The organism is Verrucosispora sioxanthis (genome assembly GCF_010560025.1).
GTDB lineage: Bacteria > Actinomycetota > Actinomycetes > Mycobacteriales > Micromonosporaceae > Micromonospora > Micromonospora palythoicola.
The window spans coordinates 51,591-66,101 of record NZ_SAIY01000007.1; the positions used below are offsets into that span (position 1 = coordinate 51,591).

Sequence of the window (14,511 nt, forward strand, 5' to 3'; positions counted from 1 at the left end):
ATCGGCAAAAGTCGACGTGCAACTTGCATGAAGCACCCTCCTGATGCACTCTGTCCGTATGACCCGGGTTACTGACCGTCTCCGATCCGTCTCCACGCGTGATCAACGTTGCCGGGCGACGGACCAGGAGTCCCTCCGGTCGACACCCGCCAGCCCGGCCCGCGGGATCGGGAGCCGCTCGCCCACGTGCGAAGACGACACCTCCTGATCAACCGACCGATCGCGCAGGAGCCCGCCATCAGCAGCTCCGCACTGACGGACCGGCCAGCCACTCCGGCCCCCGAGACACGACCTCGTCGCCGGAGCCGCACAACCCCCCATCATTCCCAGCCGGCCCTTCCCCGCCGGCCGACCCTTCCAGGAGCCCATGTGCTTCCCCGCTCCGGTGACGTACTGCACGTGACACGCGCGGCGAGTGTCCAGTTCCGCAGACCCATCCTGTTCCGGGTGATCCGGGTACTCGACCGGCCGACCTACGACGGTTGGCTCTGGCTCGAAGGCTACGAGTTGAACGCGACGGGGGACGCGGTCAACCGTCGATCGATCTTCGTCCAGCGGGCCGGGCTGCGGCAGGTCCAGGCCGCTCCACAGCCGCGTCCGCACACCGTACGGTCGGCCCGCCGGCCGGTCGCACGGACGCCGGTTCGGGTGCACTGAGCATCACGAACCTGAGGTGAAAAGGATTCGGGGGCATGCCGCCGACATAGAATCGGTATGCCCACCCCGGCATGACTGAACCCCGCGCCTCCCGGACCCCGAACCTGGGATGGCCATGGTCAATATGTCCGCGCGGGAGCCACGCCGGCCCCGCATCGCCTACACCTTCGGGCTCCTGGCGCTTCTCGGTGCCGTCACCACCCTGGTGGTGCTGGGCCGCGACCCAGCCCTGTCGTCCACCCGGCTGGCCGAGCCCGTACCGGCTCCGGAGATCACTGTCGTGGAGAGCGAACCGGTCGAGCCGGACACCGCGACGACCGATGGTGTCTGGGATGCCTTCGCCCACGACGGCTTCTTCGGCCAGCCAGCCGACCGACCGACGGAGTCCTCCGACTCCTCGCAGCCCGCATACCCGACCGACGAGGAAGCGCCGGCCAGGGCCACCGGTGACCACAGCCGGGAGGAACTCAGCCGTTCGCTGTTCTGGTCCGGGGTGTTCGGGCTGGCGATCTCCCTTGCCGGCCTGGGTCTGGTCGGTACCAGACGCCGCATGTGGTGACCCGGGCGATCAACCCGTGGGACTCGCCGTCGCGGTCGGCTCGGTGGTCGGCTCGTCCGTCGTCGGCGACGGACTCGGGCTGGCCTCGGCGACCACCAGCCGAACCTCGTCGCCGGCCGCCACCAACTCGCCGGCTCCGGGGTCGGTGGCGATGACGGTCCCCTCCGGCTGGTCCGACGGGCGGTACTCCACCTCATAGTCGAGGTCGAGCCCGTCCAGGGCCGCCCGTGCCGCGGCCTCCGGCAGACCCACCAGCGGCGGTACCGGCACCTGGGCCGGCGCGGCGCTCGTCGTCGGTGCCGCTGACGGGGACGCGGTGGTCGGCGACGGCGACGCCGTGGTCGGTGGAGCCTGGGTGGTCGGCGAGGGCGACTCCGACGGCCCGTCGTCGTCGAGCCCTTGGCTGGCCAACCAGAACCCGCCCCCGATCAGCCCGACCAGGAGCAGCAGCAGGACGCCCCAGAGAATCGGCAGCCACCACGGTCGGCCCGGCTGCTCGTCGGCGTACCAGTCGCCGCCGGCCGACTCACGCTCCACACCCGGCCGCACCGAGGGGACCTCGGCACGCCCGGACCACGCCGCCGGACCGGAAGGCTGGGTAGGCGGTAGCTGCGCGGTGGCGTCTGCCGGTGCTCCCGCCGCCCGGTCCATCGGCGCGGTCGCGTCGGGTGCCTGGGCCGACGCTCCGGCCACGCGGTCCATCGGCGCCGTCTCGTCCGGCGTACGCCCAATCGGCGCGGTCTCGTCCGGCGTACGACCAAGCGGCGCCGTCTCATCCGGCGTACGACCAAGCGGCGCCGTCTCGTCCGGCGTACGCCCGAGCGGCGCGGTCTCGTCCGGGTTGTCGCCGGACGGCGAGATTGGATGGGTCCGGTCGTCCGGTTGCCCGTCGGTCGACTCCTGGCGCTCGTCGCTCACGGCACGTCCTTTCCGCCGATCGGGCGGGCAACAGGCCCCTCGACGGTCAACCTAGCGGTTCTGCCGGTCATCGGTCGGCATCAGCGTGTCGGGTGCGCGTCACGGCGCCGGAGCGCTCGCGTCCGCACTCGGCGGCGTGCCGCACCGGAGCTGGACCACGTCGTTCCACCTGCCGACCGTGCCGGCCGCCGGTTGTTGTGCGGTGACGGTGCCGGAGCGCCCGTCCGGATAGCGTGGAGAGAAGCCGTCGTCGACGAGTTCGGCACCGGCCTCGTTGCACGCCTCGCCGATCAGATCCGGCACCTCGTTCGGCGGTGCGGCCCCGGCAACGTTGATCTTTACGGTGACCCCACGCCGCACCGGTGTGCCCGGGGCCGGGTCGGTGCTGCGCACGCCGTCGCCGTCGCCGCTGCCGAAGACGAGTTGCCAGCCCAGGCCCAGGTCGCGCAGCTTGTCCCGGGCCTCCTCGAAGTCCATGCCGACCAGGTCCGGAACGGTGAGCCCGGTCGGTCGCGACGGGCTGGGGCTGCTGCTCGGCCGGGTCGGGGTGGTCGATGTCGGCGGTTTCCGAGGTGGCGAGGTCCGGACGGTGGGCGTCGGGGTGCGGGTGCCGGTCGCGCCGGAGGCCACCGGGTCCGGTCCCGCCTGGTCGCCGGCGAGCACCCAGCCCCCGGCGGCACCGATGATCGCGAGCAGCACGGCGGCGACTCCACCACCGATGACCATTCTCGTCCGGTCCCGGGCGGTACCACCGCCCCCCGGCCGCCCATCCGTGGTTCCGTCCGTCATCCCGCCCACCGCCTCATTCCCCCGCGACCGTACCGACCGGGGCCAAGCACTCTCCGTGACCATTGCCGGTCGATGCCGCGCACGACTCGCCGCACCGACCACAGGACGTTACGCTGCCCGGCATGGCCAGACAGGGCTGGGGAGGATTGATCGCCACCGCGGCCGGCGTGGCAGCCGGTGCCGGTGCCGCCCAACTGGGTTTCGGTTACGGCCTGGGCATCCTCAACTGGGCACCCCCTGAGGCGACCGCCGGCACGGCGGCCTGGGTGGCGAGCCTGATCTGGGCCACCTGGATCGCCGCCACGTCGACGATCTTCGGAGCGGTCTGCGCGCAGCGGCTGCACGACCGTCGCCGAACTGCGGTTCCCGGCACAGCGGCGGTCGGTGGGCCGGTGGCGTCCGGCCCCGCAGCGCCGTCCGGTGCCGCAGCGGCGGTCAGCGGACCGGCCGCGTCCGACGGTCCCGTTCCGCCCTCCGGCGCGCTGCCGTCCGCCACCGCCGAGCAGGCCGGTGGCGGGCTGCGGGGAATCGCGCTGGCCGTGGCCGCCGGCCTGGGTGCGCTGATCACGGTGCTGCTGGTCGCCGTGCCGGCGCGGGTGGCGGTGGTGCCGGACACCCCGTCTCCCCGGGACATGGCCGCCGGGTACGCGGCAGTCGGCGTCCTGATCGGGACACTCGTGGCGATCTGGGCGCTGCGGTGCCGCGCCGCCGCCACGAACGTCATCGCCACCGCCGGCTGGCTCTGGCTGCTCGCGGTCATCGCCGTGGTCGACTCGGTGCTCGCCGGTCGCGGGCTGACCACCGCGCAGCTCGGCATCTGGCAACTCAGCTCGGACAGCGAGCAGTTCTGGGTCCGGGACTACTTCTACTGGCCCGGTGCGGCCCTGTCGCTCGGTTCGGCACTGGTGATCGGCGCGCTGGCGGCCCGCGGCGGAGTCCGCGCGACCGATCGACGGGTCGGTGCCACCGCCTCGGGCGCCGCCGGTCCACTGCTGGTGGCCATCGCGTACTTCCTCGCCGTGCCGAGGCTCACGGCGATCAGCCCGGAACAGGTGTCCGCCCACCTCACCGCCCCGTACGCGGTGATCGTCGGCATCGGGGGCTCGGTCCTGGTGGCGGCGCTGGCCCAGCGGTCGGCCCGGCTGGCGGCCCGCCGGTCGAGCGGCCCCGACGCGGCCCCCGTAGTGCCCCGGCAGCGGGTCGGCGACTCCGACCGGCACACGCCCGGGGCCGAACCGGATGTCGACCGGCCCGCACCGGACGCCGAGCGCTCCGGAGCGGGTGCCCCGCTGTCCTCGGCGGGTGCCGCGCGGTCCTCGGCGGCCGGCGACCGGCTCGACCAGACGGTGGCCGGCGAGGCGACGGCGGCCCGCACGGAAGCCGCATCGGCGGGAACCACATCGCGACCGGCAGTGGTCAAGCCAGCGGCGGTGAAGCCGGCAGCACCGAAACCGGCAGCACCGCCCTCGGCAGCGCAGCCGGAAAGGCCGGCGGAGGCGGGCGGGAAATCCGGGTCCTCGCCGTCCGACGCGTCGTCCGGCAGCGACGAGACGTCCGAGGGCGGGATCCGCCGCGGTCGTCCCCGGCAGCGAGGTCGCTAGTCTGGATCTTGGCACAAAATGGCCCGTCGAGGGGCGATCCCGCACCAGGATCCGGCGAGGTGCCGCATCGCTCAGTCGAGCGGCCAGGTGTGCACCGGCTCGTTCGTGTACTGCAACTCCGCGTAGCGCTGAAGCATGTGGTGCAGCGCGGCCCGACGATCCAGGCCGAGGTGCCGCTCGGCGGCCCACACGGTGGCGGTCTGCCAGACCGCGCCGTTGCGGCCGGTACGACAGCGTTGCTCGATGATGCCGAGTAGCCGGTCCCGGTCGGCGGCCTCGACACCGAAGCCGTCGAGGCCGGCTGCGGCCAGCGGCAACAGCGTGTCGAGCACCAGCGTGGTCACCGGCACCTCGCCCAGCTGCGGCCAGTGCAGGATCGCGTCCATGCCCCGGCGGGCGGCCGCGTGGAAGTTCTCCTCGGCGGAGCTGAAGGTGAGTTGGCTCCAGATCGGCCGGTCGGCCTCGGCCATGCCCCGGACCAGCCCGAAGTAGAAGGCGGCGTTGGCCAGCATGTCCACCACGGTCGGGCCGGCCGGTAGCACCCGGTTCTCCACCCGCAGGTGGGGACGGCCGTTCATGATGTCGTACACGGGCCGGTTCCACCGGTAGACGGTGCCGTTGTGCAGCCGCAGTTCGGCCAGCTCGGGAACGCCGCCGGCGTGCAGGACCTCAACCGGGTCCTCGCTCTCGCAGATCGGCAGCAGCGGCGGGAAGTAGCGGACGTTCTCCTCGAACAGGTCGAAGATCGAGGTGATCCACCGCTCACCGAACCAGACCCGGGGCCGTACGCCCTGTGCCTTCAGCTCGTCCGGCCGGGTGTCGGTGGCCTGCTCGAACAGGGCGATGCGGGTCTCCGCCCAGAGCTGCCGACCGTAGAGGAACGGTGAGTTGGCGCCCACGGCCACCTGGGCGGCGGCGATCGCCTGGGAGGCGTTCCAGTAGTCGGCGAAGCTGTCCGGCGCCACCTGGAGGTGGAACTGGAGACTGGTGCAGGCCGCCTCCGGCGCGATGGAGTCGTTGTGCGTACGCAGTCGCTCGACGCCGCGGATGTCGAGCTCGATGTCCTCGCCCCGCGCTCCCACGATCTGGTCGTTGAGCACCCGGTACCGCTCGTTCGTGGAGAGGTTGTCCGCCACCAGGTGTCGCTCGTTCAACGTGGGCAGGATGCCGACCAGAACGATCCGGGTGTCCGAGCGTGCCGCGCGTTCGTTGGCCCGGTTGAGGCTGGCGCGGAGGTCGCGCTCGTAGTCGGCGAACCCGTTGCCGGAGATCAGTCGGGGATTGGCGTTCAGTTCCAGGTTGAACTGGCCGAGCTCGGTCTGGAACAACGGGTCGGCGATCGCGGCCAGGATCTCCTCGTTGCGCATGGCCGGCTCGGCCGCTTGGTCGACCAGGTTGAGCTCGATCTCCAGCCCGGTCATCGGCCGGTCGGCGTCGAAGCCGAAGTCGTCGAGCATCAGCGCGAACACGTCCAGGCAGCGACGGACCTTCTGCCGGTACCGGACTCGATCCTCACGGGAGAAGGAGGCTCGATCGACGTCCCTGCCCATGCTTCCTCCCGGCGCGCGACGCCACGGAACGGTGCCGCTCCGCAGCGCACTGTGAACCATACTCGTTGGAAGCGTCGAGCCTGGCCGCCCCGAAGATCGGTCCATTGCCGCAGTCCGCCCGGCAGCGGCGATCGATCACGTCGCCCCGACCAGGTCGGTCGCCTCCGCCGGAGTACCTACCCAGCCACCCTGCGGAACCCCCGCCGACCAGCGACAAACAAGTTGTGACAATTCGCACCGGCACCCGAGGGCGGAACCCGACCCGGGACAGCCGACAGGCCCGCGCGGTGCGGGCGCGGGCCTGTCGGGGCGTACGGATCAGGACTGCCGGATGGCCTCGCCCTCGATCTCGATCTTGACCTTCTTGCCGACCAGGACGCCGCCGGACTCCAGGGCCACGTTCCAGGTCAGGCCGAAGTCCTCGCGGTCGATCTCGGTGCTCGCCGAGAAACCGAAGATGTCCTGGCCGAAGGGGCTGCGGCCGACACCCTCGAACTCGACCTTGAGGTCGACCGGACGGGTCACGTCCTTGATGGTCAACTCGCCGGTCAGGACGAACTCGTTGCCCTCGTGGGACTTCACGCCGGTGCTGCGGTACTCCAGCGTGGCGAACTTCTCGGCGTCGAGGAACTCGGGGCTGCGCAGGTGCGCGTCCCGGTCCGCCTGGGCGGTGTTGATGCTGGCGGCCTGGATGGTGGCGGAGACCGTGGACTCCAGTGGCTCCTCGGCGATGGTGATGGTGGCGCTCGCGTCAGCGAACTCGCCGCGAACCTTGCTCACCATCATGTGCCGGGCGACGAAGCCGACCCGCTTGTGCGCCGCATCCAGCAGGTAGGTACCGGCCGCCGGGATGGTGAGGCCGTTCCACTCGCGGGTAACCGGCTCGGTGCTGCTGGTCATGAGAGACTGCCCTCCGGGAGATATTGTTTAGTAGCCCAACGGCTGCGTCAGCAACTATAGCCTTGGCAATATTCCTGGTGTCAAGTATTGGTACGATGGACCGGTGGAAGCGAACACGTTCGACGACCCTCGGATCACGGCTGTCGGCCTGCTCTTCGAGGTGCACGCCGGGCTGGCCGCCCGATTCGCCGCCCAGCTGGAGGAACACGGCCTGTCATCGGTCGAGTTCGAGGTGCTGACCAGGCTCACCCGGTCACCCGAGAATCAACTGCGGATGACCGATCTTGCCGCCCAGACCTCACTGTCCACCAGCGGCGTGACCCGGGTGGTCGACCGGATGGAACGCGACGGGCTGATCACCCGCCGCGCCTGCCCCTCCGACCGGCGCAGTTCGTACGCCGTGGTGACGCCCGCCGGCCTGCGCCGGCTCGACGAGAGCCTGCCCGGGCATCTTCAGCTCATCGAGGACTGGTTCACCGGGCAACTCGACCCGGCCGCGCTGGACGCGCTCCTCGACGGCCTGCGGCGGATCCGCGACGCCGTGCACCCCTGCGCGACCGCCGGCAGTCGATCCGCCGCACCGGGGGAGATACCGGCCGAGTGCGCCGAGGACGAGGTGGAACCGCCCGCGGCGGGTGGCCAGCCGCGTCGTTGAGAGACCCCTCGTGTCGTCCGCGCCAGCGGTTGCCGCCGTCCTCGACGAGGTGTGGACCCTGGGTGTGCACGGCACCAGCCGAGCGTCACGGCACCGGCAGAAAGACCGGCAGAACCACGGGGTCAATAGGCGATAGCCCACCAAACCCGACAGACGGGCCGGCTGCGCCTCGCTAGTCTCGCAGCGGCGGGGGCAGCGGGGGGCACCGGCGCGGGCGATGAGCGAGGGGTGGCAACAGGGGGCTTCCTCGCCCGCGCCGTCCCCGTCCCCGCCACCGGTGCTTCGTTCGTGGTGCTCACCGCCCGTCCACCGTCGGGCCGTTCCGGGTCACCGACAGCACGTAGAGCAGTTCCTCCTCGTGTCCGAGCAGCCGGACACCGCCCTCCCGGCAGGCCACCTCCAGCCGGTCGAGCACGCCCGCGTCGGAGGTGCTCGCCGCCAGCCCCACCAGAGCCTCCACCACCGTGCGTCGGTCTCGTCCGGCCTCGTCCGGCTCCGCTGCGGCGGCGAACCACTCCGCCGCGACCTCCCGATCGCCCCGGTGCAGCGCCAAGTGGCCCTCGATCAGCGCGCCGGTGCCGTCGAGCGGGCGCAACTCGGCCAGCACCTCGGCGGCCTCGACCGCCCGACCGTCCTGGGCGAGTGCCAGACCCAGCGTCCCCAGCACCTCGCGCCGACCGCGCGGGGTACCCAGGTCGCTGAGCGCGGCCAACACCCGGCGAGCCTCGTCGACGGCGTCGGCGTACCGGCCGTTCAGGCGGAACACCTCCGCGACGGTGCCCCGGGCCAGCAGCCGCAGCCGCTGCTCCGCGCACTGCCCACCGAGCCGGTCCACCACGGCCAGCCGGCGACGGGCGGCGGCCAGGTCACCGATTCTCATCTCGTGCCACGCCAGCTGGTGCTGCGCGACCGCCATCTGGCGGGTCAGTCCATGCTCGGTGGCCAGGGCCAGTACCGCCTCCGCCTGCTCCCGCGCCTGGTCCGGTCGTCCGGTCGCGGCCAGCAGGACGCCGAGCACCGTGCGCGCCGCCAACTCACCCGGCACGTCACCGAGCCGACGGAACTCCGCCAACGCCGCGCGGGCCGTCGGCAGCTCCGTCGCGGCCGCACCGTGCTCCCCGGCGAGCATCGCCACACCCACCGAGGCCCACGCGCGCAGGGCCGGATCGGCGTCGGCGGTACGCGGGTCGGCCAGCAGGCGCAGCAGCCACTGCCGACCGACCACGTCCCGCCCGCGTAGCCGCCACCACCGGGGCAGGCTCACCGCCAGGCGTAACGCGGTCAAAGGGTCGTCGACCGCCGCGTACGCCAGGGCCGAGCTGATGTCGCCGGTGATCTCGTCGAGACGGTGCGCGGCGGCACTGGCACCGGCGCCCGTCAACCCCGGCGCGGTCCGCTCCACCAGCCGGGTCACCACCCGCGCGTGGCGACGTCGGATCACCGTCGACTCGCCGGTGCCGGACGCCTGCTCGACGGCGTAGTCCCGGACGGCGTCGACGAGCCGGAACCGGTACGAGCCGCCACCCCGTACGCTCAGCAGACCGAGATCGAGGAAGCGGTTCAACAGCGGCACCGGATCGACGCCGGTGCCGGCGAGCATCTCCTCGGCCAGTTCCACCGACCATCGGTTGCCGAAGGCAGCGAGCTGGCGCAGCGCCGCCCGGTCCTCGACGGCGAGCAGGCGGTAGCTGGTGGCCACCGCGTCGCGCAGGGTCTCCGCCACCGCCGTGCGAGCGTCGTCGCCCCGGGGCCGTGGCTCCCAACCGCTGTGCGTGGCGGCCGAGGTGTCCAGATCCAGTACCCGGTCGCCGTACCGGTCGAGCAGTTCGGTGAGGTCGAGCAGCCGCCCGCGCGCCGCCATCAGTTCGATGGCCAGCGGCAGCCCACCCAGCCGTCGGACCAGGGCGGCCAGCGCCGGCAGCTCGGTGTCGTCCGGCGGTTCGCGCCGGACCTGGGCCAGGCGCGAGGTGAACAGGGTCACCGCCGGATAGCCGGCGAGGGTGGCCGGATCGGTGTCGCCCGGTGACGGCACCTCCAACGGCGACACGGGGCGCACCCACTCACCCGGCAGCCCGACGGGATGCCGGCCGGTGACCACCACCCGCAGCGACGGCACCGCACCGACGAGCCGCCGCAGGGTACCGGCCACCGGGTCGGGTGCCCGCTCCACGGCGTCCACCAGCAGCAGCGCCCGACGGTCGCCGAGCCGAGCGGCCAGCTCGGCGTCCCGGGCGACGCCGAAGACCGTCATCACCGCGGCGTGCACGTCGGCCGCGTCCGACCCGGCACCGATCAGGACGCCGGCGACGCCGCCGGGGTGGGTGGACGCGGCGGCGTGCACCGCCGCCAACGCCAGTGCCGTCTTGCCGACGCCGGCCAACCCCACCAGGCTCACCACCCGGGGACCACGCGGATCGTTCAGCAGCGCGGCCAGTTCGGTGACGTCGTGCTCCCGGCCGATCAGTTCCGGTGGGGGCGGCAGCCCCAGCGGGGTACCGACCTCGGGTTGGGCGGTCGCCGGCCCGACGCCTCGGGCGGCGGCCAGGAATGCCGCGCGGGTGGGACCGGTCAGTCCGAGCGCCTCGGCGAGCAGTTCGACGGTGGTGCGCTGTGGCCGGGTGGACCGGCCGCGTTCCAGATCACGGACCGTCCGCACCCCGACGCCGGCACGGGCGGCCAGCTCAGCCTGGGTGGCGCCGGCAGCCAGCCGATGCGCCCGCAGCAGCTCCGGCAGACCGGCGTGCGGCGGACCGGATTGACGATCATGACCGGGAGCCATGGGCACGGACAATACGGGCCAGGCCCGACATCGGACACGGGATCGTCGGCCACCCGACGATGCCGTGCCGAAAGCCGACAACGACCGGCCGGGCACGGACAGCCGTCGATGATGGCGGTGGGGCCCCGGGGCCCGCCCCGGACGGAACCGGTCACCGACCGGGCTGGCTCACATCCCCAGGTCGCGAGCGATGATCATGCGCTGCACCTCGGAGGTGCCCTCGCCGATTTCCAGGATCTTGGAGTCCCGCCAGAACCGGGCCACCGGGTACTCGTTCATGAAGCCGTACCCGCCGTGGATCTGCGTCGCCTCCCGGGCGTTGTCCACCGCGATCGTGCTCGCGTGCAGCTTGGCGATCGCCGCCTGCCGCTTGAACGGCTCGCCGGCCAGCATCCGGGCGGCGGCGTCGTAGTAGGCGAGCCGGGCGGTGTACGCCTTCGCCTCCATGTCAGCGATCTTGAACTGGATCGCCTGGTAGTTGCCGATCGGCTGACCGAAGGCGTGCCGCTCCTTCGCGTACTTGATCGACTCGTCGACGCAGCCCTGGGCGAGGCCCACGGCCAGCGCGGCGATGGCGATCCGACCCTCGTCGAGGATGCGCAGGAACTGGGCGAAGCCCCGACCACGCTCGCCGAGCAGGTTCTCCGCCGGCACCCGGCAGTCGTCGAAGGTCAGCTCGTGGGTGTCCGAGGCGGTCCAGCCGACCTTGGAGTAGCCGGGCGCGACGGTGAAGCCGGGAGTGCCGCTGGGCACGATGATGGAGGACAGTTCCTTCGTACCGTCCGGGCGGGTGCCGGTGACGGCGGTGACGGTGACCAGCGCGGTGATGTCCGTGCCGGAGTTGGTGATGAACGCCTTCGAGCCGTTGATGACCCATTCGCCGGTCGCCTCGTCCAGCACCGCCCGGGTCTCGGTGCCTCCCGCGTCCGAGCCGAAGCCCGGCTCGGTCAGCCCGAACCCGGCCAGCGCCTCGCCGCTGAGCAACCGGGGCAGCCACCGCGTCTTCTGCTCGTCGGTGCCGAACCGGTAGATCGGCATCGCGCCCAGCGAGACCGCCGCCTCCAGGGTGATGGCCACGCTGGAGTCGACCCGGGCCAGTTCCTCCAGGGCCAGGCAGAGGGCGAAGTAGTCGCCGCCCATGCCGCCGTGCTCCTCGGCGAAGGGCAGGCCGAACAGGCCCATCTTGCCCATCTGGCGGATGACCTCGTACGGGAAGGTGTGCTGCTCGTAGTGCTCGGCGATGACCGGCGCGACCACCTCGCGGGCGAAGTCCCGCACACTGTCCCGCAGCGCCTCATGCTCCTCGGAGAGCCGGAAGTCCATCGGGTTTCCTCCTGTGTGGACGGCCCGCCGGGCGCTCGTGACGCCGGGACGGGAACGTGCTGATGCCGGACGGACGACTCAGACCGGGGTGACGCCGTGCCGTCGCCGGGAGAAGTGCCGCTGCTTGCCCCGGGCAGCGGCGAACCGGCGCACCAGTTCGGCACGAAGTTCCTGCGGCTCGACGATCGCGTCGACCACCAGTTCGCTGGCGAGCCGTACGACGTCGATGTCCCGCTCGTACTCCTCGCGCCGGGCGGCGACGAACGCGGCCCGCTCGGCCTCGTCCTCGATCGCGGCGATCTTGTTCGCGTACACGGCGTTCACCGCGGCCTCCGCACCCATCACGGCGATCTTGGCGGTGGGCAGGGCGATGGTGGCGTCCGGTTCGAAGCCCGGCCCGGCCATGGCGTAGAGGCCGGCGCCGTACGCCTTGCGCACCACCACGCAGATCTTCGGTACGGTCGCCTCGGAGATCGCGGTGATCATCTTGGCGCCGTGCCGGATGATGCCCTGCTTCTCCACCGCGCTGCCGACCATGAACCCGGGCACGTCGCTCAGGAACAGCAGCGGCACGTTGAACGCGTCGCAGAGCTGCACGAACCGGGTCGCCTTGTCGGCCGAGTCGACGAAGAGCACCCCGCCCTTGAACATCGAGTTGTTGCCGACCACGCCGACGACCTCGCCGTTCAGCCGGCCGAAGCCGATGGTCAACTCCTTGGCCCAGAGGGCCTGGATCTCGAAGAAGGAGTCCTCGTCGAGCAGGCCCTTGACGTACCGCCGCATGTCGAACGCCTGCCGCTCGCTCGCCGGCACCAGCGCGGCGAGGTCGGCCTTTGCCGGTGCCTCGACGGCGGGGGCGGCGGGCGGCTGCTGCGTCCAGTTCGCCGGCAGGTACGACAGGTAGCGCTTCACCACGTCGAGCGCCTCGGCCTCGGTCTTGCAGAGGAAGTGGCCGACGCCGGACTCGGCGCAGTGCACCCGCGCCCCGCCCATCGCTTCGAGAGTGGTCTTCTCACCGGTGACCATCTCGACCATCCGGTCCGAGCCGAGGTACATGCTGGCGTTGCCCTCGACCATGGCGACCACGTCGCAGAATGCCGGAATGTACGCCCCGCCGGCCGCGCTCGGCCCGAACAACGCGCAGACCTGGGGGATCGAGCCGGAGGCGCGGACCTGATTCCAGAAGATCTTTCCGGCGCCACGTCGCCCGGGGAACAGCTCGACCTGGTCGGTGATCCGGGCACCCGCCGAGTCGACCAGGTAGACCATCGGTACGCCGGTGTCGTACGCCCGCTCGATGATCCGGATGATCTTCTCGACGGTACGGGCGCCCCAGCTGCCAGCCTTGACGGTGGAGTCGTTGGCCATCAGGCAGACCTGACGACCGTCGACGGTCGCGGTGCCGGTGACCACGCCGTCCGCCGGCAGCCCCTCGGCCAGCGCGTTGGCGTAGAGGCCGTCCTCGACGAAGCTGCCCTCGTCGACCAGCAGCGCGACCCGCTCGCGGGCGAACAGCTTGCCCTTCGCGGCGTTCGCCGCGTGGTATTTCTCCGCGCCACCGGCCCGGATCCGCTTACGCAGCTGCTCCAGCGCCTCACCGTCAACCGTCACCACGGCCCCCCACCCCAAGCAACCTGAACGATCGTTAGGCTACCCCACTCCCACCCACCCCCGCACCACCCACCACCCTCCCCAGCCCCGCGCGATCTTGCACTATCGGTCGCCGAAATACCGGACAACAGCGGATCTGCCCCGACCGAAAGTGCAAGATCGCGAAGCGGGTGGCGGGGGCGGGGGTTTAGTGGGGGGTCTGGCGGGTGCGGGGGCCGGCGCGGAGGACGCCGGAGGGGAGAGTACGGGCGGTCAGGTGCTCGGCCAGCTCGGCGACCTCGATCAGGGCGTCCAGGTCGATGCCGGTGTCGATGCCCATGTCGTGCAGCATGTGCACCGCCTCCTCGGTGGCCAGGTTGCCGCTGGCACCGGGCGCGTACGGGCAGCCGCCCAGCCCGCCGACACTGGCGTCGAACTCGGTGACCCCGAGTTCCAGGGCGGTCAGCAGATTGGCCAACGCGGTACCCCGGGTGTTGTGGAAGTGCAGCAGCACCGGCACGTCGGCGTTGCGGTCCCGTACGGCGGTGAGCAGGTCACGGACCCGTCGGGGCGTACCCATGCCGGTGGTGTCGCCGAACGCGACGCGGTCGGCGCCGTCGCGGACCACCCGGTCCACGATGGCAGCCACCCGCGCCGGGTCGATGTCTCCCTCGTACGGGCAGCCGAAGCTGGTCGCGACGATCACCTCGGCTCGGGCACCGGCACCGTGCAGCAGGTCGATCAGCTCGGCGATGTCGTCGAGCGACTCGTCGGTGGACCGGTTGACGTTGCGCCGGTTGTGCGTGTCGCTGGCCGAGACGACCACCTCGATCTCGGTGAAGCCGGCGGCCAGGGCACGCTGCGCACCGCGCGTGTTCGGCACCAGCGCCGAGTAACGCACCCCGTCCACCCGCCGCGCCCGTCGCCACACCTCGTCGGCGTCGGCCATCTGCGGAATCGCCCGGGGGTGCACGAACGACACCGCCTCGATCCGGCGCACCCCGGTGCCCGAGAGCGCGTCGAGCAGCCGAACCTTGGCGTCGGTCGGGATCGGTGCCTCGTTCTGCAACCCGTCGCGCGGCCCGACCTCACGGATGGACACGTACTCCGGCATCTCCGCCATCCAGCCACCTCACTGTGACACGTCCCGTCGCCAACACCCCCAGCATGTCACGCTCCACCCCACCTCA

General features: G+C 71.8%; 12 protein-coding genes. 4 read left to right on the top strand and 8 right to left on the bottom strand.

Annotation, left to right across the window (positions count from 1 at the left end):
• Window positions 1-369: 369 nt before the first annotated feature.
• A complete protein-coding gene (locus ENC19_RS20420; RefSeq protein WP_164448727.1) occupies window positions 370-657 on the top strand; it encodes a hypothetical protein in 288 nt (95 codons plus the stop codon).
• Between the two features lie 109 nt (window positions 658-766).
• Window positions 767-1,216 (top strand): hypothetical protein, encoded by a 450-nt coding sequence (locus ENC19_RS20425; RefSeq protein WP_373688913.1) that lies wholly within the window; start codon window positions 767-769, stop codon window positions 1,214-1,216.
• A gap of 9 nt (window positions 1,217-1,225) precedes the next feature.
• On the opposite strand, the gene ENC19_RS20430 is transcribed toward ENC19_RS20425, so the two are convergent.
• Both ENC19_RS20430 and ENC19_RS20435 read right to left on the bottom strand, forming a co-directional pair.
• Window positions 1,226-2,134, bottom strand: a complete 909-nt coding sequence (locus ENC19_RS20430) for a PASTA domain-containing protein (protein ID WP_328824315.1) — start codon at window positions 2,132-2,134, stop codon at window positions 1,226-1,228.
• Between the two features lie 99 nt (window positions 2,135-2,233).
• Window positions 2,234-2,923: a PASTA domain-containing protein gene (locus tag ENC19_RS20435; protein WP_235944960.1), complete on the bottom strand. Its 690-nt coding sequence runs from the start codon at window positions 2,921-2,923 to the stop codon at window positions 2,234-2,236.
• Window positions 2,924-3,045: 122 nt separating this feature from the next.
• On the opposite strand from ENC19_RS20435, the gene ENC19_RS20440 reads away from it, so the two are divergent.
• Window positions 3,046-4,524 carry a hypothetical protein gene (locus ENC19_RS20440; protein WP_164448729.1) on the top strand — a complete coding sequence of 493 codons (1,479 nt, stop codon included), beginning with the start codon at window positions 3,046-3,048 and terminating at the stop codon, window positions 4,522-4,524.
• A gap of 71 nt (window positions 4,525-4,595) precedes the next feature.
• Here ENC19_RS20440 and ENC19_RS20445 read toward each other — a convergent pair whose 3' ends face one another.
• Together ENC19_RS20445 and ENC19_RS20450 are read right to left on the bottom strand one after the other, a co-directional pair.
• Window positions 4,596-6,074 (bottom strand): glutamate--cysteine ligase, encoded by a 1,479-nt coding sequence (locus tag ENC19_RS20445; RefSeq protein ID WP_164448730.1) that lies wholly within the window; start codon window positions 6,072-6,074, stop codon window positions 4,596-4,598.
• A gap of 318 nt (window positions 6,075-6,392) precedes the next feature.
• Window positions 6,393-6,974 carry a YceI family protein gene (locus ENC19_RS20450; RefSeq protein ID WP_164448731.1) on the bottom strand — a complete coding sequence of 194 codons (582 nt, stop codon included), beginning with the start codon at window positions 6,972-6,974 and terminating at the stop codon, window positions 6,393-6,395.
• Window positions 6,975-7,077: 103 nt separating this feature from the next.
• On the opposite strand from ENC19_RS20450, the gene ENC19_RS20455 reads away from it, so the two are divergent.
• Window positions 7,078-7,629, top strand: a complete 552-nt coding sequence (locus ENC19_RS20455) for a MarR family winged helix-turn-helix transcriptional regulator (protein WP_309246251.1) — start codon at window positions 7,078-7,080, stop codon at window positions 7,627-7,629.
• Window positions 7,630-7,924: 295 nt separating this feature from the next.
• On the opposite strand, the gene ENC19_RS20460 is transcribed toward ENC19_RS20455, so the two are convergent.
• The 4 genes from ENC19_RS20460 to ENC19_RS20475 all read right to left on the bottom strand — a co-directional run bounded on the left by ENC19_RS20460 (window position 7,925) and on the right by ENC19_RS20475 (window position 14,444).
• Window positions 7,925-10,408, bottom strand: coding sequence for an ATP-binding protein (locus tag ENC19_RS20460; protein WP_164448732.1), 2,484 nt, complete (start codon window positions 10,406-10,408; stop codon window positions 7,925-7,927).
• Between the two features lie 168 nt (window positions 10,409-10,576).
• Window positions 10,577-11,731: an acyl-CoA dehydrogenase family protein gene (locus ENC19_RS20465; RefSeq protein ID WP_164448733.1), complete on the bottom strand. Its 1,155-nt coding sequence runs from the start codon at window positions 11,729-11,731 to the stop codon at window positions 10,577-10,579.
• 78 nt (window positions 11,732-11,809) lie between these two features.
• Entirely contained in the window at window positions 11,810-13,342 is a 1,533-nt protein-coding gene (locus ENC19_RS20470) for an acyl-CoA carboxylase subunit beta (RefSeq protein ID WP_164448899.1), read from the bottom strand.
• 187 nt (window positions 13,343-13,529) lie between these two features.
• The gene (locus tag ENC19_RS20475; protein WP_164448734.1) at window positions 13,530-14,444 is read right to left on the bottom strand and encodes a hydroxymethylglutaryl-CoA lyase; all 915 of its coding nucleotides are present in this window, start codon (window positions 14,442-14,444) and stop codon (window positions 13,530-13,532) included.
• Between the last annotated feature and the right edge of the window lie 67 nt (window positions 14,445-14,511).

What these genes read in the sequence shown, in the direction of transcription:
- ENC19_RS20425 (WP_373688913.1), top strand. Translation starts at nt 767, where the DNA reads ATGGCCATGGTCAATATGTCCGCGCGGGAGCCACGCCGGCCCCGCATC.
- ENC19_RS20435 (WP_235944960.1), bottom strand. Translation starts at nt 2,923, where the DNA reads ATGACGGACGGAACCACGGATGGGCGGCCGGGGGGCGGTGGTACCGCC.
- ENC19_RS20440 (WP_164448729.1), top strand. Translation starts at nt 3,046, where the DNA reads ATGGCCAGACAGGGCTGGGGAGGATTGATCGCCACCGCGGCCGGCGTG.
- ENC19_RS20445 (WP_164448730.1), bottom strand. Translation starts at nt 6,074, where the DNA reads ATGGGCAGGGACGTCGATCGAGCCTCCTTCTCCCGTGAGGATCGAGTC.
- ENC19_RS20450 (WP_164448731.1), bottom strand. Translation starts at nt 6,974, where the DNA reads ATGACCAGCAGCACCGAGCCGGTTACCCGCGAGTGGAACGGCCTCACC.
- ENC19_RS20460 (WP_164448732.1), bottom strand. Translation starts at nt 10,408, where the DNA reads ATGGCTCCCGGTCATGATCGTCAATCCGGTCCGCCGCACGCCGGTCTG.
- ENC19_RS20465 (WP_164448733.1), bottom strand. Translation starts at nt 11,731, where the DNA reads ATGGACTTCCGGCTCTCCGAGGAGCATGAGGCGCTGCGGGACAGTGTG.
- ENC19_RS20475 (WP_164448734.1), bottom strand. Translation starts at nt 14,444, where the DNA reads ATGGCGGAGATGCCGGAGTACGTGTCCATCCGTGAGGTCGGGCCGCGC.